Here is an 18,688-nt window from a genome sequence, read left to right on the forward strand (position 1 = left end):
AGGCTTTAAATTGTCTAGAGAAACTTGTAAAAGCTCCGCGAAGCGGAGCTTTTACAAGTTTCTCTGGGTTTTAATGCGGCGCATTGCGCCGCCTTTTTAATCTATTCAACCGTGACAGATTTGGCGAGATTTCGGGGTTGATCGACATCTAAACCGCGATGTGCTGCCACATGATAGGACAGCAGTTGTAACGGAATCACGGTGAGAATTGGCGAAAAAATCTCATCAACCACAGGAATCGGCAAAATGTAATCAAATACCTCATGCGCCGCAGGGTCATCAAGAGGCGCAACACCAATCAATTTCGCATCTCTCGCTTTGGCTTCTTGAGAATTAGAAAGAACTTTCTCGTATACTACCCCAGGAGTAGCGATCGCAACTACAGGGACATCTTGATCAAGCAATGCGATCGGTCCATGCTTCATTTCGCCAGCAGGATAGCCTTCAGCATGAATGTAGCTGATCTCTTTGAGCTTGAGTGCACCTTCGAGGGCGATCGGGAAGTTAATGCCGCGCCCTAAGAAGATAAAATCTTTGGTATGGGTAAATTGACGCGAAAGATCTTCAATATAGCGTTCTTGACCTTCGAGAATCCGTTCCATATAGGCAGGAAGTTGTCGTAATCCTTCAATTAATTCTTGACTTCTCGCTTCGGTTAATGTGCCTTTAGCTGCACCAAACTCTAATGCTAATAAATAGAACATCAGCAATTGAGCCACAAAAGTTTTTGTAGCCGCAACACCGATCTCGATTCCTGCCTGAGTATCAATCACTGCATCCGAAATTCTTCCAATCGAGCTTTCAACTCGATTGGTAATACCCAGACAGCGATCGCCTCTTGATTTGGCAAGTTCCAATGCAGCTAGAGTATCCGCCGTTTCGCCCGACTGAGTTACACCGATCACAAGAGTATTCTTTAAAGAAGGCGGCGGCGAATAGCGATACTCAGAAGCATATTGCACACTAGTTGGTACACCTGCTAGCTGCTCTAGCAAATACTTGCCAACGAGAGAGGCGTGCCAACTGGTTCCACAGGCAATAATCTCCACCCTTTCAATCGGCTCGATAAAACCTGTGGGTAGCCCTAAATCAACTTTATTAGCCTCACTCACATAACTTGCCAATCCCGTCCGAAATACCCCAGGTTGCTCATAGATTTCCTTGAGCATATAGTGCTTAAAGCCTTGCTTCTCCACCATGGTAGGATTCCAGTTGAGCGTCTGGGGCGTGCGGCGAAGGCGATCGCCTTTGGCGTTATACACCTGTACAGATTCTCTAGTCAGTCGTGCAATTTCACCATTCTCTAAAGAAATTACGGTGCGCGTATAGGCGACTAACGCAGGCGTATCCGAAGCACAAAAATTCTCATCTTTGCCAATACCAATGACTAGCGGCGCTTGCTGACGTACAACAACTATTTCATCGGGATAATCAGCATGAATAACTGCGATCGCATAGGCTCCTTGCAATTTTGCGATCGTCAGTCGTACTGCTTCAAACAGCACTGAGGGAGACTTGTCAGGAATCATATTGCCTTGCTTTTCCAACTGAGTTAGAAATTCGGCAATCATATGGGGAATGACTTCAGTATCTGTTTCGCTGACAAAAATATGACCAAGCTGTTTTAACTCAGTGCGAAGAATATGGTAGTTCTCAACAATCCCATTCTGCACAACCGCAAGATTTCCCATCGTATTTGTATGGGGATGAGCATTATGCTCTTCAGGCTTGCCGTGAGTTGCCCAGCGTGTGTGACCAATACCAATCGACGCTTGAGGGGCGGTATCAGCCTTTAACTTTTCCTCTAGTTGGATTAGCTTGCCCTTTGCTCTGACCCGATGCAAACTGCGATCAATTGGGCGATCGGCTGGATCATCGAAAAAGGGAATTGTGGCAACGCCTGCGGAGTCATACCCGCGATATTCGAGTTTGCGTAACCCTGAGATTAAAACTTCATTTGCCGAGCGATGTCCGATGTAGCCAACAATTCCACACATAATGTCAAGTTGCAATAAATACGATCATAGTTTTGTGCGCGTAACGCGCACAAAACTATGATCGTATTTAACCACGTCAAGTTCCTGCCCATTACGCCACAAAAGCAAAAACCTCGCGTAGCGAGGTTTTTGCTTTTGTATCAAGAAGGGACGATTTGCGTCCCTTCTTGGTTAATAGCCTAGGCTTTCATTGTGCTTGTTTTTAGGAAGTTCAGACACCGTAGATGGCACTTCACGCTTTGGACGGAGAGGAGCAGCTTGCAAAAAAATTGATTTCTCAGGACTCTCACGCACCAAATCCCCAGGTTTTTTTTGAATTGATTGCAGCATCTCATTATCAAATGAACCTGCTGCATTAGTTAATTGCCGTTCTTGGCGCTTGAGTTGCTCGAGCTTTTTGTATTGCTGATTCCACTGCTCTTGAGCATATACAGTCCAACCGTAGATCGCAAATACTGAAATAGTGAGGATTACAGTCGCAGCGATAGACAGCTTTTGAGTGGTCATCAAGACCCGCAACCACAGAGGCAGAGGAAATGAGTTAGTGCGAGGCAACCGCTTTACATTGCGATTTTTGATAGGTTGAGGACTGGCTTGCCGAAATTTATTCTTGCGATCAAGAGGTTGACGGGATCTCTGTGGTTCAGGGCTTCTTGCTCTGCTAGCTGTCATTTTTTTTACTCTTCTTTCACTCAAGATTCACCACTGCTACTTTTAGCACTTTCAGGGAGAAATTACTAAGTAGTTTTGAACATTTTGAAATTTATTTACTTTTTGTTTTAAATATTGCTTAGCAATATCTTTAAAGGATCAGTAAATAATTTCTGACTCTAGAATTATAGTGGTCATTGATTTTTTGGCAACAAGAATTTAACAGAAATCCGATCGCCTTCCTTCAAGCCAATTTCTTGGGTGAGTCCCGCTCTCACTTCAAGCACATTATCAGCGACTACACCTCCCTCAGGATAAACAGGACAGGGATCAGTCTTGCAAGTAGTGGCATTGCGGGCGATCGCCTTAACTTCACCATCCAGCAAGAAAATAATATCAAGCGGTGAGGGGGTATTTTTCATCCAAAAGGCTACGGGACGCGCAGGCGTAAAAACAAACAACATCCCGCGATCGTCAGCCAATGGGGGACGAAACATTAGACCTTTTTCTTGTTCCTTGAAAGTATTGGCTACCTCAAGCTGAATTTCGCGTCCTGAAATTTTCGCTGTGGCAGTAATTGGCAAATATTGAGCCAGTTCTGAGACTGGTTTGGGTTTAGCTTGAGGTGCGATAGTTTGTGGTGACGATGTCGCGGGGATCGTTGGTGCAGTGGGGGGCTTAGCTGTATCGCTAGAGGCAGGTGCGCAGCCCATCAAACAAAGACTGAGGCTAACCGTACATAGCTTTATACAAAGTGTTTGGATCGAACTATGATTAGGTGTGTCACAATTTCTAGAAGTATCGCCAGTCATATTGCCAGTCATCCTATGTCATATCCTCTTCATATCGCATTTATCTGGCACCAACATCAACCTCTCTACAAAAGCGCGATCGCAGGCAAGTATCATTTGCCTTGGGTGAGGTTGCATGGCGTAAAAGATTATTTGGATTTAGCGTTGATGTTGTCAAGATATCCTAAGCTACATCAAACGATCAATCTTGTGCCATCGCTGATCCTGCAATTGCAGGATTATGTTGAAGGAAATGCATTTGATCCTTACTTGGCTTTGACTTTAACACCTGTCGATACCTTAACGCGATCACAAAAACATTTCATTGTCGAGCATTTCTTTGATGCTAATCATCAGACGATGATCGAGCCATATCATCGCTATGCCGATCTATTAGCTCAGAGACAAGCCTGTGGGATTGAGTGGTGTGTCAATAATTGGCTAGCACCAGATTTTAGCGATTTACTTGCATGGCATAACTTGGCATGGATTGATCCTCTATTCCGAGATGCCGATCCCGAAATTGCTGAATGGTACGATCGCGGCAAGGATTTTACCCTCGCTGATCGGCAAAGAATCTATAGCAAGCAGCGAGATATTATTTCCCGAATTTTGCCGCAGCATCGAAAAATGCAAAAAAATGGGCAACTAGAAATTACCACCACGCCCTACACGCATCCGATCATGCCGCTTTTAGCCGATACTCAAGCTGGTAGGATCGCTGTGCCACAGATGTATCTGCCTAATCATCGCTTCCGCCATGAGCCAGACATTACTCTACATCTAGAAAAAGCAAAAGAAGTTTACCGCCAACACTTTAGCTGCGATCCCAGAGGTTTATGGCCCTCAGAGCAGTCTGTTAGCCCTGCCATCTTGCCGCATGTTTCTAAGCAGGGATTTTCTTGGTTATGTTCTGATGAAGGAGTATTAGGCTGGAGTCTTGGACATTATTTCCGTCGTGATGAGCGCGGGGCGATCGACGCACCACATTTGCTCTATCAACCCTATCGTCTCGAAACTATTCATGGGGACTTAGCAATTATTTTCCGCGATCGCCTACTTTCGGATCTGATCGGCTTTAGCTATGGTGCACTTTTGCCTCAAGCTGCTAGCGACGATTTATGCGATCGTTTGATGACTATTCAAAAACAACAAAATGAATATCTAGCAGAGCATCCTGAAGGAAAGCCTTGGCTAGTAACAATCGCCCTTGACGGTGAAAATTGCTGGGAATTTTATCCTCAAGATGGCAACCCATTCTTACAAACGCTTTACGAAAATCTCTCCAACAATGAGAATCTCAAACTGGTTACGCCCTCTGAATATCTAGAAAAATTCCCACCCACTGAAAAAATTCCACCTCACCAGTTGCATAGTGGCTCATGGATTGACTCTAGCTTTACCACATGGATCGGCGATCCAGTTAAAAACCGTGCTTGGGAGCTACTTGCTGAAGCGCGGCAAGTATTGGCTATGCACGCAGAAGCTACGCCAGAAAATAATCCTGAAGCATGGGAAAGCCTAATGGCAGCCGAAGGCTCGGATTGGTTTTGGTGGTTTGGCGAAGGACATAGCTCAAATGATGACGCGATGTTTGATCGCCTATTTCGTGAGCATTTGCAGGTGATTTATCGTGCGCTCAACGAGCCAGTTCCCCACGCATTGTTGTATCCTCTCGAACCCCACGATGTCTCCAGTAGCGATCGCCCCACTAGCCTAATTGAGCCAATAATTAATGGCAGATTTGAAAATGATGACTGGCAAGGTGCTGGCAAAATTGAAATTAGTGGCGCAAGGGGGGCGATGCATCAAAATACTCCCGCCAAGCGTCTGTGGTACGGTTACGATCATTTTTATTGCTACTTGCGCCTAGAATTTAGTAATCTAGAGAGCGTCGCTCAAAGTAAACTACATTTGTTGTGGTTTTATCCTAGTCGGATTCATCCCAACAGCCCTGTGAAACTTCTTGACATGCCTGATGTGTCACCGCTAAATTACTTGTTTCGCCATCACCTAACGATCAATTTTGCTGATAAGTCAGTCCAACTTCAAGAATCTACAGAACAATTTCAGTGGGAAACTATCGCAACTCATACGAAAATAGGCTTTGAGCAATGCCTAGAAATTGCTATTCCTTGGAGCGATTTGGCGGTTAAGCCCCAGTCTGTAGCACGACTGGTGATCTTGCTCAGCCAAAAAGAGCATTTCCAGATGTCTCTACCTGAGTATACGATTATTCCTATTGAAGTACCTTAGTGTTGCGTTATTAAAGAGATAACAGTGGAAAAGATAGTAAAAACCAGCATTGAGTCTATTGTCGAACAGGCTTTACAGGATGGCTACCTAACTCCTGCTATGGAAGCCGAAGTGGGTCGGATTTGTGATAGCGCCTTTGAGCTATCAGTTGAAGAGTACATGGCTCTTGATCGACTGATGGGTGCTTTGCTCACAGGAGAAGTGGTTGCTGTCCCCCGCAAGCAATTTATCAATGTCATGGAAGAATTGGTGCTGAGTGAAGCTGTGGCAAGGGTGGCAGAGATCGAGGCAAGTAGTAATAAAGTTTTGGATTTGGGGGATATTGCGGCCTATGCACTTAACCGTTTGCCGCCGTTGTATGCCACCACTGAGCAAGGGGCAAATTATCAGCGAGACAGAGCACTTGCCGATTTACAGCATTTGATTGCACAGCAAGTCAAGGAAGCAATCGATCGCAACCTAGATCGTCCTGAATTCTTCCCAGATCGCTCTAGTTTTGGCTCTGTAAACAAAGATTCTGTACTTTCGCAGCTTAGCAACCTACTCCAAGCTTATGCCCCTGACTTTGAGGAAAAAGTTTAAGGACTGGTTACTTTTTGCGTAGATGATTGATCTTTAAATTGATCAGCCAATCGATCAGCAAATAGAAACGACAATGGATAACTGGGGCTAGCAGAAAATCCTAAAATTCCGCGATCGCGATGTTCGTAGGTTAGTTTGTTTTCAGCATCAAACAAAAAAGTGCCGCCGCGCTGCGTCATATATGATGCATCAGGAACATAGGCTGTCCAATTGCCCAAAACCTCCGCCATATTTCGCAGTCGCAATGTTGCGAGTTCAAAAGGACGTTGAAATCCACTGCCACCAGCCCATTTAAAGAAAGAGCCCTTTAATGGGGGTAATGGTGAGGCTTTGATAATTTCTTCATCATCGATTAGTTGTGGCGCATTGCGATCGCCTCGATAGCCGCGAAATACTTCTTTGAGAGTGCCTTGGCTGCCAAGCCCTGCACACATCAGCATCAGATTCACCCAAGCACTTTGTCCTGATGAAAGGAGAGGGAATTTAGTGGTTAACCCTGAATAGAGATTCAATTGACGATGTAATTCACCTGTAGGATCGACAAACAAACAATTTTTATCGAAGCCTGTAAATTTACAAAAATATTCTCCCGACTGACGATCGCCGATGCCAATAGCGCGAATAGCTATTCCTGCTGATTTAATGCGATCAATTTCTCTCTGTATCCACCAAATATATTCAAGGCTATCAAAATCGCCTAACTGGGGCAGTACTAAAATTAGTTTGCGTTGATCTGATTCGCAGCCTTCAAAAATTGAGGCGATCGCGCCATCGCTAACACGCTGCCGTTGGGTTTGACTTAGAATTTCGTAGGTGTTTTGATGCATGGAGTTATATTTATTGCGAAAGTAAAAGCTCTTGATGTGATGGCAAAATTAATGAAATCTACCTTTCACCTTATAGCACTTCTGTTTTTGACATTAATACCCAGCGCTGCATTTGCAGATCCTGTCGTTATCAAAACAACACCTGCAAATACAAATTACTATCCTTGGATCGTACAGCTCTCCCAAAGTCCAATTGATTGGTTTGAGAGTGATGTCAATGCAAAGGTTCAGGGTCGAGCCTACCGTGTAGTGATTCTTCTTGAAGATATATATAACAGTGTATTTATTGAGCAGGTCACCTTTGGTACAGAAGGTTGCTGCAAAAAAGTTTCAAGCGTAAGACGGTTTGATATAAAAACTTTCTCGGCAAAATTTGGTCTCATAGGCGAAATCTCAGGGTTTAGGTTTATTCGTTGGTTAAGCCCAACATCATTTATCTTCCTTTACAAAGATCTGCTTTTCGTAATGACTGAGATCGACAAACCCGAAGTCAAGGTCGAAGTATATTCTGGCGACTAAACCAATTCCAAAAAAATGAGTAGAGTGGCAAAGCCCCTCTACTCATTTTTTTTGTTTTTTTTCTAAACGGCAACCGCCACAGGACTATCCATCTTCTTCAACTGCTGAACCAGCAAGCTTAGGAATAGACCAACATCAGTTACCACACCAACAGACTCAACCGAACCGCGATCTGCAAGTTTGGTAACAACCGCAGGGTTGATATCCACACAAACCATCTTTACACCAGCAGGAGTCATATTGCCCACACCGATGGAATGCAGCATTGATGACAACATCAAAATCATATCCGCACCGCGAATTTGTTCGCTATATAAACGTTGAGCTTCTAGCAAGTCCATAACTGTGTCAGGCAAGGGGCCATCATCACGGATCGAGCCAGCTAGTACAAAGGGAACGTTATTTGTAACGCATTCGTACATCACGCCAGTTTTGACAAAGCCAGCCTCAACTGCTTTCTGAATACTGCCATAGCGACGGACTGAGTTGATCACTTTGAGGTGATGACGATGCCCGCCTTTGACGCTGACACCACGCTTGAGATCGACTCCGAGGGAAGTACCCATAGAGGATTGTTCCATGTCGTGAACCGCGATCGCATTGCCACCGAGCATCGATTGGACATAGCCCTCACGAATCAAGTAAGCAAGATGAGGCGCGCCGCCAGTATGCACAACTACGGGACCACAGGAGATGACTAATTTGCCACCGCGATCGCGAATTTGACGAAGTTCCCATGCAATCTGTTCAACAACCAGTTCGACTCGACGTTCGCTCGATACACCAGCACCCATGAACGAGAATTCTTCTTTTTTCGCGGTATCTCGTGCCTCAGGTTTACGGACTGTCCGCACGCCATCATAACCAACCACGACGCGATCACCGACTATGAGATCTCGCAAAAGCTTACAATTTGCAGAGCCATCAGCACTAATTGCGATCGCGGCATCCATCCGCTGATTGGTGCAACGAATCCATTCGCCATCAACACAGGCTTCCGTAGGATAAATTGTGCTGACATAGAAGTCGTCAGGAGCCACGCCATCTTGTAATACAGGCTCAAGATTGGCAGCGCATGTATCTCGATCTTGCAATACTGCACCGATTTCAATCAGTTCGCCCATGATCGTTTCCATGAGGTCATGGGATGGCGCAGAGATGCGAATTCGAGCTAGGGACGTACTTTGTCTCTGTTCACCAAGGTTGAACTCTAGTACTTGGAAACTGCCACCATTATCAGTTACTAAATCAAGAGCGCGATTGATAATGCCTGAGTCGAGTAAATGTCCTGTTAACTCGACAATACGAGCTTCTACACCACTTGGCTCAATTGCCTCCTGTTCGCTACTGATCGGAACTTCAATAGTTCGTAAAGTCAAGCACTTAGCGGCTCCACCTGCTTTTAGAAACTCGGTAAGAGGCGTTTCGATCACTGTAAACCCAGCATTGGTAATGCGTTGTTTTAAGCGATCGCTGATTTTGTTCATGACCACATTGCGATCGACGTTAACTGCATTACAAGCAAAGTTAACGGCATCCGCTTCCTCGATGACGATGCGCTTATCAGCTGGAACACGCATCTCAATCAAACGATTGGAATAGGAATCAAAAGCGGGTGGATAGTAAAGTAAGTAACCACCTGTAAGAGGACAGAAGCAAGTATCGAGATGATAAAAGCGATTGTCGATTAAACGTAGCGAAAGAACTTCGACATCAAGCCATTTCGCCAAATAAGGATGAGCATCTAGTTCTGAACGGAAGCCGTAGCCAGCCCAGAGCCAACCACCATTGCGATCGAATAGAGCATCACCTGCACCTTCAAAGGGTAAATCCTTGGGCAGTTCAAACACTGTAAAGCCCTTAGATTCAAACCATGCTTTGAAATAAGGTTCTTCGCCTTGACGCTCTTTGTGTAAAAAACGACTCAATACCGCTTTGTCACCTAATACCAATCCAGCGTTGGCGGTAAATACCATGTCTGGCCAGCCCTTAGCAGGTGTCACTAGCTCGACATTTACTAAGCCTTTGAGGACTTCATGCAGTTTTTGCCATTGCACTACAGCGCGATCGCGGCTAGATTTGTGAACATTGCCCTCCATCCAAGGATTGATCACATAGTCTACGTCGTAGTGATCGGGGGCACACATCAGATAATTCAGTTGGGCAGTCATAAATAAAGTAAATAATTAGAGGAGAATGCAATTTTTGGTCACATCCATACTGGCAGCTACCAAAAATTGCCAAACAATTGCAAAGCTGCCAATCTCTAATCATACCTAATGGTTTATGCGGTAAACCCTTACAAAAGTTATCGTATCTTGATAATTGACGCGGTAGCTAAAATCCAAAAGATAAGGGGCGGCGCGAAGTGCCGCCCCTTATCTTTTGGAAAACCAAATATTTTTGTAAGAATGCTGCAAAGCAGCATTCTTACAAAAATATTTGGTTTTATTTCAGTGTAAAGTGCTATGACTTCCAAAAAATTTGCCATATAGTGTTGCAAATAATCAGAGGATGGTATACATTACTAATAGACCCATCCTATTCCCCCCCGTGTGGGTCTGGTATCCCCGAAATGGCAATTACTTCCGAAAGGGGTAAGCGCAAATTAGTAGACCTAAAGCTATCCGCTACACATACGGTATGGTGGCTACTGATGCCGAAGGGATATTTTGTATTTCTAAAACAAAATAAATAAAAAAGACTCGCGATGCGAGTCTTTTTTGTTTGGAGAAAAATCTCGCGATGCGAGATTTTTGGCTCATCCGCCAATTTGGGACATGGTGCGAAAATAACTTTTTTGTTCGCCAGTCCCCCGATCGCGTTCTTTAAAGTTAATTTCATCCTTGAGATTCAGCAAATCACGTACCGCGATTCTTAGCTCAGTAAAATCTTGACCCTGACGTAATGCCGTTTTGAGATCAATTTGTCCAGTTTCATTTAATAAACATGGGCGCAATAAGCCATCCGCAGAGAGACGCATCCGATTGCAGCGATCGCAAAAACATTCAGACATTTGACTAATAAAGCCCAAAGTCCCTTTCGCATTAGGAATTTGAAATACATCAGCGGGCCCATTGCCTTTGCAATTACCAGCATTTAAGCCATAGAGATCACCTATTTGTTGGCGTAAGGTTGCTGAGTCTACCCAACCTTTATGGGTAAATAGGCTGTCATTACCAATCGGCATAAACTCAATAAACCGAATATGCCAATTGCGATCAATGCTTAGGGCGGCTAAATCTAGTATTTCGCGATCATTCACATCTGGCACGACCACCACATTTAACTTAAGTGGATCAAAACCCACTTCGTGAGCTGCTAAAATTCCCGCCCATACTTTCTCCCAGAGATTGCGCCCTGTAATCTGCCGAAACACATCGCGATCGAGGGAATCAAGACTAATATTAATTCGCCGTAAACCTGCTTCATACAAAGGTTTCGCTAATTCGCCTAGCATAAAACCATTAGTGGTCATCGACAAATCTTCGACACCCTGTAAACTTGCGATCGCCTCTATCAAGCTCACCAAATCGCGCCGCAGTAAAGGTTCACCCCCAGTTAGCCGAAATTTCTTAAAGCCAAGGGGAATAAATACCTCTTTTAATAACGCGATTAATTCATCATTGGTGAGGCTTTCCTGCGCTTGAATATAATCAACTTCTGCGCCTTCAGGCATACAGTAGGTGCAACGAAAATTGCAGCGATCGATCAAACTGATGCGAAGGTAGTCAACAGTATTCACAGATTTATGTCCTTGTGGTGTGCATTGCGGCAATTAATTGTGGCGCTTTAAACCACGATTAATCTCTATTTTTTCAGGCACGGCGCGAATTGCTGCCGATAATTTTCTGAGTTTTAATTAATCCTAGTTATATGATAGAAAAATAATTGATCAAGATGTGTTAAACCATGACCTTACAGTACGCCTATATACGCGGAACATTCGTCCCTCTCGAAGATGCCACTATTAATATCCGCACCCACGCATTTCTATACGGCACGGCTGTTTTTGAAGGTATCAAGGCGTATTGGCTACCAGAAGAAAACCGTATGGCGGCTTTTCGCCTTAAAGAGCATTACCAACGACTGATCCAAAGTTGCCGCATTATTGGCTTACAACATCCTCTCGATGTTGAGACGATGATTCATCTCACCTCTGAGTTAATCCAGCGCAATCAATGCAACTCAGCTACATATATTCGTCCAATTATCTACAAAGCTGACCTTCGGATTGGACCAATTCTTAAAGTTCCTCATACCCATGATGATTTTTGCCTTTTCTCTGTGCCGATGGATGGCTATCTTGATACTAGCAATGGCATCAAAGTAGGTGTGTCTTCATGGCGACGTTTAGATGACAATGCTATCCCTGCTAGGGCAAAAGTGAATGGTGCTTATGTAAATACAGCTCTCGCTAAAACTGATGGTTATGCTTCTGGCTTTGATGATGTTGTGGTTTTAACTAATGAAGGTCATGTTGCCGAAGGAAGTGCGATGAATCTCTTTTTGGTAAGAGAGGGGAAACTAATCACTAGTTCTATTACTGACAATATTCTCGAAGGTATCACTCGCAGCTCGGTAATGGAGTTAGCGGCAAAAGAACTAGGAATAGAGACTGTATCGCGTACGATTGACCGCACCGAGTTATATATTGCCGATGAAGCGTTTTTTGTCGGTACGGCAACCGAACTCGCGCCAATCACCAGCTTCGATCATCGCCCTGTTGGTGATGGAACTATCGGTGAGATCACAAAGAAGCTCCGCGACCTATACAGCAAGGCTGTCCAAGGGCTTCTACCCGATTATCATCACTGGTTGACCAAAGTCTAAGCGACCTTTAAGAATGGTCTAGATCCCCCGCCACCTTGCAAAATCGGATTTACCCCTTTAATTCCCCCTTGCAAAGGGGGAAGACCAGAAATCTTGTTCCCTCCCCTTTGCAAGGGGAGGGTTAGGGTGGGGTAATTCCCTTCGCCGCCACATCATTCAACTGCGCCAGCGTAAGATGCGCTCTTTGACAGGATTCTCAAAAGGGCGGTTTTCATTGTTGGCGCGGGTAAATTCGGCTTTAAGTTGATAGTACCAACGAGCTTGGGTGTCGGCATCCTTGATCAGCATCAAAGATGGATCGGATTTTAATCCAATTTGCTGCTTAACTACCATATCGCGATCTTGATTGAGAAAGGTGCGAACAAAGGGTAAAAGTATTGGTCTGAGCGCCTTTACCCAAGGGAGAGTAGTGTAAAAAAGAGTCGTTACCTCGGTTTGGTTTTCGGATATTGGTGTGATTACAGTCATATTGCAAACGGTATGCTGTTTAGTTGTAATTGTTTCAATTCTGACTCCTGGTAAACGGAAAGAGATCTCGACTTCGGGCTTACCACCGATTAGATCATAGAAAAAAGTCGATCGCAAAAGTTGATGTCGCCGCATTGTAAAGCCGTAGGGAGAAGGATCGAAGGCTTTGACTTCTTCCGACAAGTTAGGATCAGCCCGCCACCACCATGCTCTGTGCACAAAGGGAACATGGGCGGGATCCATTAAACCGACGACGGCATGATCGATATGACATGGGAAATTCATGATTTCGACCGCTTGCGGCGTAGCGAATTTGTCAAACCCAATAATTTCTGGAATATCTAGTTCAGCGGCTCTAGTTTCGGTTTCGCTGTAAGTTGAGCTATTTACTGGCATGTAGATCCAAATATTGCCTTGGATTTCTCGAACTGGATATGACTTCACCCGAAAAAGATCTAAGTTGAGAGTTTGGTCATCGGTGAGCGAGGGGATTTTGGTGCATTGTCCAACCCTGTCAAAATGCCAGCCATGATAACTACATTCAACTTCGTGGCCATCAAAGCGTCCACAGCTTAGGGGAATGGCTCTATGAGGACAAATGTCACGTAGTGCAAAGACTTCGCCATCAAGAGTGCGCCCAAACAAGATTGGCTCATTGAGTATTGTTTTTGCAAGCACTTTTCCGCGCTTGATTTGCTCTCCTACGAGTGCGTAGTACCAAATATTATTTAGAAATACATTCTCGATACTCATCTAAAAGATTGCTATAAGTAGGTGGGCATAATTAAACTTACAACGATTTTAGCCACTATAAAGCTTAAATCGCAGCGCTTTAATAATGAACATCTTGTAGCGCGGCTTCGCCGCGCTACAAGATGTTCATTACGTGAAAATTGCGCCGCCTTGCAAACGTTGATAATGCATCTCAAATTCAGCTTTTAACTCAGGGAAATGTTCCAAGGTGGCATCTTTTTTGATAATCCGTTCGGCAGCTTCACGGGCAATTTGGAAAATCTCCTGACGCGCTGCTTCATCTGGCAAACGATCCTCAATCGAGAAACCCGCATGTCCTGATTGCTCTGTTCCTTCGTCTTTACCTTTACCGCGCATCTGAAAATCTCGTTCAGCGATAAAAAAACCATCCTGCGATTGTTCGAGAACTTGTAAACGCTCTTGAGAAGTTTGTGATTTAGAACCGCTTAATAATAGGCAATAGGACTGCGCTGCACCACGTCCAACTCTGCCTCGTAATTGGTGAAGCTGAGCAAGCCCAAAGCGATCGGCATGTTCGATCAGCATCACCGATGCATTAGGAATATCTACACCCACTTCGATCACCGTTGTCGCCACTAGGATTTGGGTTTCGCCTCTGCGGAAAGTATTAATCGCTTCATCTTTTTCGGCGGAAGACATTTGACCGTGAAGTAAGCCAATTTGGAAGTTAGGGAAAACTACATTTTGCAAATGTTCGCGTTCTTGGGTTGCAGCCTTAATATCTTCCATTTTCTCGGACTCTTCTACTAGAGGAAAGACAATATATGCTTGGCGATCTTGAGCAATTTCACGACGAATTAAATCGAAAGCATCTTTGCGCTGAGAAGGTTTTAGCAGAACGGTTTGAATTGGTTTGCGTCCTGGAGGAAGTTCATCGATAATGCTAACTTCGATTTCGGAATTAGTTAGATAGAGAGTGCGTGGAATTGGTGTGGCGGTCATGATTAATACATGCGGATCATTCCCTTTTTGCAAAAGTCGCGATCGCTGATCTCTGCCAAAACGATGTTGCTCATCGATTACCGCTAGTCCTAGCCGCGCAAAGTTGACACCATCTTGAATTAAGGCGTGAGTACCAATTACCAAGGGCAATTCGCCTGTTTCCAATTGCCGCAAAGTTTCGCGCCGTTTTGCTGTTTTTGTGGAGCCAGTTAAAATTTCTACGGGCAAATTTAGCTGCATAAACCACTCAACAATCTTTCGATAATGCTGCTCCGTAAGAACTTCGGTCGGAGCCATTAGCGCGGTTTGATAACCTGCCTCGATCGCAGTTAACAGTGCATACACTGCCACAATGGTTTTACCTGAGCCGACATCGCCTTGGACGAGGCGATTCATCGGCGTTTGACCTTGAAGGTCAGCACGAATTTCGGCAACAACTCGCTTTTGAGCATTAGTTAATTCAAAGGGAAGTAGTTTTTCTAATTGGGCGATCGCTTGGCTTTGGGGGACAAACTGAATTGCTTTTTGCTGATGACGGCGGTAGAGGGAAACAAGGCGACGATAGAAATATTTATCGAAGGTGAGGCGAATTACGGCTTGCTCTAGGGTTTCGCTAGTGTCGGGATAATGTACTTGCGCGATCGCATCGGGCAATCGCATCATTTTATAATCATTCAAAAAGCGATCGGGCATCGGATCGTGGATTTGAGAAGCTGCGGGCAAACATTGAGCAACAAGGCGACGAATTGCTTCTGGGGAAATTCCTTCTGTAAGTGGATAAACTGGTACGACCCGTCCGACGGTTTTGGACTGAATTGTGTCTTGCGTATGTTCAAGAACTTCCACTTCATAATTCTCTAAGGTCAAACCATATTTGCTCTGTTTGACTACTCCCGAAGCCGCAACTGTACAGCCTTGTGGATAGAGCTTTTTTTGCGATTCTTGCCAGCCTCGATTGGCGTAGCGTTTGCCTGTCCAGAAGCGACTAAGTTTAATCTGCCCTGTATAGTCGCGCAGAATAATTTCGACAATCGTGAGGTTAGTATTTTTTGGGCTAGTAAAACATCCAAATCTTTTAATCGTGCCGATGACTGTAACCGTATCGCCATCTTTAAGGTCACGGATGGGGATTTGCCTCGCATAGTCAATATGATCGCGAGGATAGTAATTAAGCACGTCGCGCACTGTATGCAAATCGAGCAGCTTAAATTTGGTAGCCATAAATGAACCAACGCCTTCTACGCTTTTTAATTCCGTATCGGGTGTTATTTTCTTGGTGGCTTTGGGTTCAGTCGCTGCGATCGCTTCGGTCTTAGGTTTCTTTGTTTTTGGGGCGGCGCTAGTTTGTGCGATTTCACGACGACGTACTTCGTAGAGCAGGCGACGGGTTTCTGCAACTAAATGTTGTCTGCGGGATAGGGTTAAATCGCTGTATTGGGCATATTGATTGGCGAGGGTGTTGGCTTGAAGGCGATCGCTCATTTCCCAGTCTTCTGGGATCTCTTTTAAGCTCACATTTAAAAAATCTGCAAACAAAAATTGCTTTCCCTGTAAGTTGGAAAAGCCTTTCTCTGCCTCGATGCTCAAGGCTTGTTGTAAACGGTTTATATCAAGCGGCACAAGTTAGGCTGATTGTCGTTAATCCCTATATTGCCATATATCGTCCTTTTCAGTCCTATAGGCGATCGCGCTATATATTCATCTGATGCTGATTCAAAAAATCAATTGGAGTCAGAATCGGAATATTTGCAAATTCTTTAAGTACCAATAGATCGAGATCCCCAGAAACAATCAACATGGCTTTTGCTGCGATCGCTGTGCCTAAAATTACGGCATCCTCAGGATCGCGTAATTGAGGAACATTGACTGAAACGGGGACACAGTTTTCTGAAAGTTGTTGAGCTATATTCAGCAAATCATCAGCGGTGATGTCTAGCGATCTCATTCTTGCCTGAAATTTTGCCCGAACTAAAACTTCTGCCAACTCACTCAAAATTGGCTCTGAGATAAAGATTGTTATTTGTCCTGCTTTTGCCAGATTTACGATTTGTCTGGGACTTCCACCCCATAGCAATCCAGAAATCCAAACGTTGACATCTAAAACTAGGCGCATTCACTTCTAGCTCTACGAGATTTTCTTACATCTTTTACGATGTCACTGATTTCTTGAAGTGATGGCTCTTCTGGATCAATTCCTGCTGCTTCAATACGTTGTGATAAATCATCCCATGTCAAAGACTGCGGTATTCTTTTGAAAATTATCTCGTTATTGGTCACAAGGACTTCATATCTAGATAATGGCTCCATTTGAGACTGTAACTCTGGCGGGATCTCCAATTTGCCATCTGCTGACACACTAACCAAGATACCTGTTTGAGGAGTCATAGCTTTTACAACTGTTGTTTTGACCTATATACATATATAATCTTAAATCATCGTAAAAGACCTAGTGCTTCTGGCTGCTTTACTTGTTCGACTTCTCCAATTATTTGCGTCCATTTCGTCTAAGTTGAGTACACTCCATAGTCAAGCAATTTTCAACAGTGCATTTTTAAAATCATCACCTTGCAAGTCTGCGATTTCATATTGAGTTTCTATTCCCCGAAAGTCTCTTAGAGTATCGGGAACATCGCTAATATCTATCGGCTGCATAAATTCGCTACCAATTACAGCGCTTAGTCTTTTACTGTCGTGATAGAAGTATTCTTGCAGTAGGGGAATGATGCGGTGATACCAAGTGAATCGGAGGTCTTCAAGGGTTTCGATATTCATGAAGTAACTATGCCCAATTTGGTAATCGCGTCCGATGAGGAGGGTAATGCGTTTGTTGAGTTGGGTGAGTAGGCGATCGCAATGTATGCCATCAATAACTATCTCTTTGAGCAGTTCGGGATCGGGTTTGAGTTCAATAAATGTAAACCTACGGCGGAGGGCGATGTCTAGCAGTGCGATCGAGCGATCGCTTGTGTTCATTGTTCCTAATATATATAGATTTTTCGGTACACCAAATTCTTCTTGTGAGTAAGGCAAGGTAACTTTTAATTCGTTACGCGCTCCTATCCTTTTATCATCTTCAATCAGCGTAATTAATTCACCAAAAACTTTAGAAATATTTGCTCTGTTGATTTCGTCAATAATAATCAGATACTTATTATCTGGATCTAATTCTGCTTGTCTACAAATTCGTTTAAATACTCCATCAACAACCCTATAACTAACTTCTCCTAACTCATCAGTTATAGGTTTAATTCCCTCCACAAATTCTTCATAAGCAAATGATTGGTGAAATGTAACAAACCTTATATATTTTAATATATCTGCAACAATTCCTGTAGATTCCTTGAGGTTTTGGAGTTGTTCAGATAAATTTTCTTCAATATACTCTCTACCCAAATCAGTTAAGAACCAATCTCCATCTTTTGTCTTCTCAAATAAATATGGAAGCTGCCTTTTTGAGATTCCATACTTTACTGTTTCAACAGAAATATCTGTATGTATTTGCAGCATTGCATGGATCATATTACTCAATTTCTGAGTCTTAGTTGTCTTCCAAAAAGTATCGATCAGATCATCTTTAACGAGTTCAGTAACTTTGAATAATTTACCTTTTTTATAATTGACATACATTGCAAATGCGATCGCTTCATGCCATGTTAAACCTTTTACTGAATCTTGTCTTCGTTGCTCTGGAGTTATGGGAGATTGTAATTGTTTGGATAAAAACAATTTTGCGAATCGACTAACTGTATAGGTTTTGCCCGTGCCTGGTGATCCATAAATTATAGTGTTGTTAGTTCTATTAGTGAGATCTAATAATTTTTTGATAGTTAAAGTTTTTTGTATTGAAGCCTGACGTTTAGCTATATCTTGAAAACGTTTGGTTTCCAATTTAGAATCAGGAATACTCATCCAATCATCATTTTCGATACTGTCTAACAATTCCTGCTCATCTTTATCTAAATTCATGACGGTATTACTTTTTTCTGTAGCCATACTATCAAAATCTAAATTTTGCATAATTACTAACTTCCTAAATATCTTTTTGTCG

General features: G+C 43.7%; 15 protein-coding genes and 1 riboswitch. Of the genes, 4 read left to right on the top strand and 11 right to left on the bottom strand.

Going from position 1 to position 18,688, the window contains the following annotated elements:
* Positions 1 to 101: 101 nt before the first annotated feature.
* From glmS to CQ839_RS01820, 3 genes are all read right to left on the bottom strand, one after another.
* The gene (gene glmS, locus CQ839_RS01810) at positions 102 to 1,997 is read right to left on the bottom strand and encodes a glutamine--fructose-6-phosphate transaminase (isomerizing) (RefSeq protein WP_103666558.1); all 1,896 of its coding nucleotides are present in this window, start codon (positions 1,995 to 1,997) and stop codon (positions 102 to 104) included.
* Positions 1,998 to 2,168: 171 nt separating this feature from the next.
* On the bottom strand, positions 2,169 to 2,669 hold the full coding sequence (locus CQ839_RS01815) for a hypothetical protein (RefSeq protein ID WP_103666559.1): 501 nt from the start codon (positions 2,667 to 2,669) through the stop codon (positions 2,169 to 2,171).
* Between the two features lie 173 nt (positions 2,670 to 2,842).
* Positions 2,843 to 3,472, bottom strand: coding sequence for a DUF192 domain-containing protein (locus CQ839_RS01820; RefSeq protein WP_258040595.1), 630 nt, complete (start codon positions 3,470 to 3,472; stop codon positions 2,843 to 2,845).
* 3 nt (positions 3,473 to 3,475) lie between these two features.
* On the opposite strand from CQ839_RS01820, the gene CQ839_RS01825 reads away from it, so the two are divergent.
* Positions 3,476 to 5,695 (top strand): glycoside hydrolase, encoded by a 2,220-nt coding sequence (locus CQ839_RS01825; RefSeq protein WP_103666560.1) that lies wholly within the window; start codon positions 3,476 to 3,478, stop codon positions 5,693 to 5,695.
* A 24-nt stretch (positions 5,696 to 5,719) separates the two neighbouring features.
* On the top strand, positions 5,720 to 6,277 hold the full coding sequence (locus tag CQ839_RS01830) for a late competence development ComFB family protein (RefSeq protein ID WP_103666561.1): 558 nt from the start codon (positions 5,720 to 5,722) through the stop codon (positions 6,275 to 6,277).
* Here CQ839_RS01830 and CQ839_RS01835 read toward each other — a convergent pair.
* Positions 6,274 to 7,104, bottom strand: coding sequence for a peroxiredoxin-like family protein (locus CQ839_RS01835; RefSeq protein ID WP_103666562.1), 831 nt, complete (start codon positions 7,102 to 7,104; stop codon positions 6,274 to 6,276). The genes CQ839_RS01830 and CQ839_RS01835 overlap by 4 nt on opposite strands.
* Here CQ839_RS01835 and CQ839_RS01840 point away from each other — a divergent pair.
* Positions 7,099 to 7,623, top strand: a complete 525-nt coding sequence (locus tag CQ839_RS01840; RefSeq protein ID WP_103666563.1) for a hypothetical protein — start codon at positions 7,099 to 7,101, stop codon at positions 7,621 to 7,623. The two genes, CQ839_RS01835 and CQ839_RS01840, sit on opposite strands and share 6 nt — an antisense overlap.
* Positions 7,624 to 7,685: 62 nt before the next feature.
* Here CQ839_RS01840 and CQ839_RS01845 read toward each other — a convergent pair whose 3' ends face one another.
* Together CQ839_RS01845 and moaA are read right to left on the bottom strand one after the other, a co-directional pair.
* The gene (locus CQ839_RS01845; RefSeq protein ID WP_103666564.1) at positions 7,686 to 9,794 is read right to left on the bottom strand and encodes a TIGR00300 family protein; all 2,109 of its coding nucleotides are present in this window, start codon (positions 9,792 to 9,794) and stop codon (positions 7,686 to 7,688) included.
* 396 nt (positions 9,795 to 10,190) lie between these two features.
* Positions 10,191 to 10,287: riboswitch (cyclic di-GMP riboswitch) on the top strand.
* A 97-nt stretch (positions 10,288 to 10,384) separates the two neighbouring features.
* Positions 10,385 to 11,368 carry a GTP 3',8-cyclase MoaA gene (gene moaA, locus CQ839_RS01855; RefSeq protein WP_103666566.1) on the bottom strand — a complete coding sequence of 328 codons (984 nt, stop codon included), beginning with the start codon at positions 11,366 to 11,368 and terminating at the stop codon, positions 10,385 to 10,387.
* 167 nt (positions 11,369 to 11,535) lie between these two features.
* Between moaA and CQ839_RS01860 the strand changes: the two genes are divergently transcribed.
* On the top strand, positions 11,536 to 12,456 hold the full coding sequence (locus CQ839_RS01860; RefSeq protein ID WP_103666567.1) for a branched-chain amino acid transaminase: 921 nt from the start codon (positions 11,536 to 11,538) through the stop codon (positions 12,454 to 12,456).
* Between the two features lie 156 nt (positions 12,457 to 12,612).
* Here the strand turns inward: CQ839_RS01860 and CQ839_RS01865 are convergent, their stop codons facing one another.
* The 5 genes from CQ839_RS01865 to CQ839_RS01885 form a co-directional block, all read right to left on the bottom strand.
* Positions 12,613 to 13,677, bottom strand: coding sequence for an aromatic ring-hydroxylating dioxygenase subunit alpha (locus CQ839_RS01865; protein WP_103666568.1), 1,065 nt, complete (start codon positions 13,675 to 13,677; stop codon positions 12,613 to 12,615).
* 129 nt (positions 13,678 to 13,806) lie between these two features.
* On the bottom strand, positions 13,807 to 16,260 hold the full coding sequence (recG, locus tag CQ839_RS01870; protein WP_103666569.1) for an ATP-dependent DNA helicase RecG: 2,454 nt from the start codon (positions 16,258 to 16,260) through the stop codon (positions 13,807 to 13,809).
* A 70-nt stretch (positions 16,261 to 16,330) separates the two neighbouring features.
* Positions 16,331 to 16,753 carry a putative toxin-antitoxin system toxin component, PIN family gene (locus CQ839_RS01875; protein WP_103666570.1) on the bottom strand — a complete coding sequence of 141 codons (423 nt, stop codon included), beginning with the start codon at positions 16,751 to 16,753 and terminating at the stop codon, positions 16,331 to 16,333.
* Complete coding sequence (locus tag CQ839_RS01880; RefSeq protein ID WP_219817704.1) at positions 16,744 to 17,025, bottom strand: hypothetical protein; 282 nt, start codon at positions 17,023 to 17,025, stop codon at positions 16,744 to 16,746. Before CQ839_RS01880 ends, CQ839_RS01875 begins: the two co-directional genes overlap by 10 nt.
* A 141-nt stretch (positions 17,026 to 17,166) precedes the next feature.
* Positions 17,167 to 18,657: an AAA family ATPase gene (locus CQ839_RS01885; RefSeq protein ID WP_103666571.1), complete on the bottom strand. Its 1,491-nt coding sequence runs from the start codon at positions 18,655 to 18,657 to the stop codon at positions 17,167 to 17,169.
* Positions 18,658 to 18,688: the final 31 nt, after the last annotated feature.

The organism is Pseudanabaena sp. BC1403, from assembly GCF_002914585.1.
Taxonomy (GTDB): Bacteria; Cyanobacteriota; Cyanobacteriia; order Pseudanabaenales; family Pseudanabaenaceae; genus Pseudanabaena.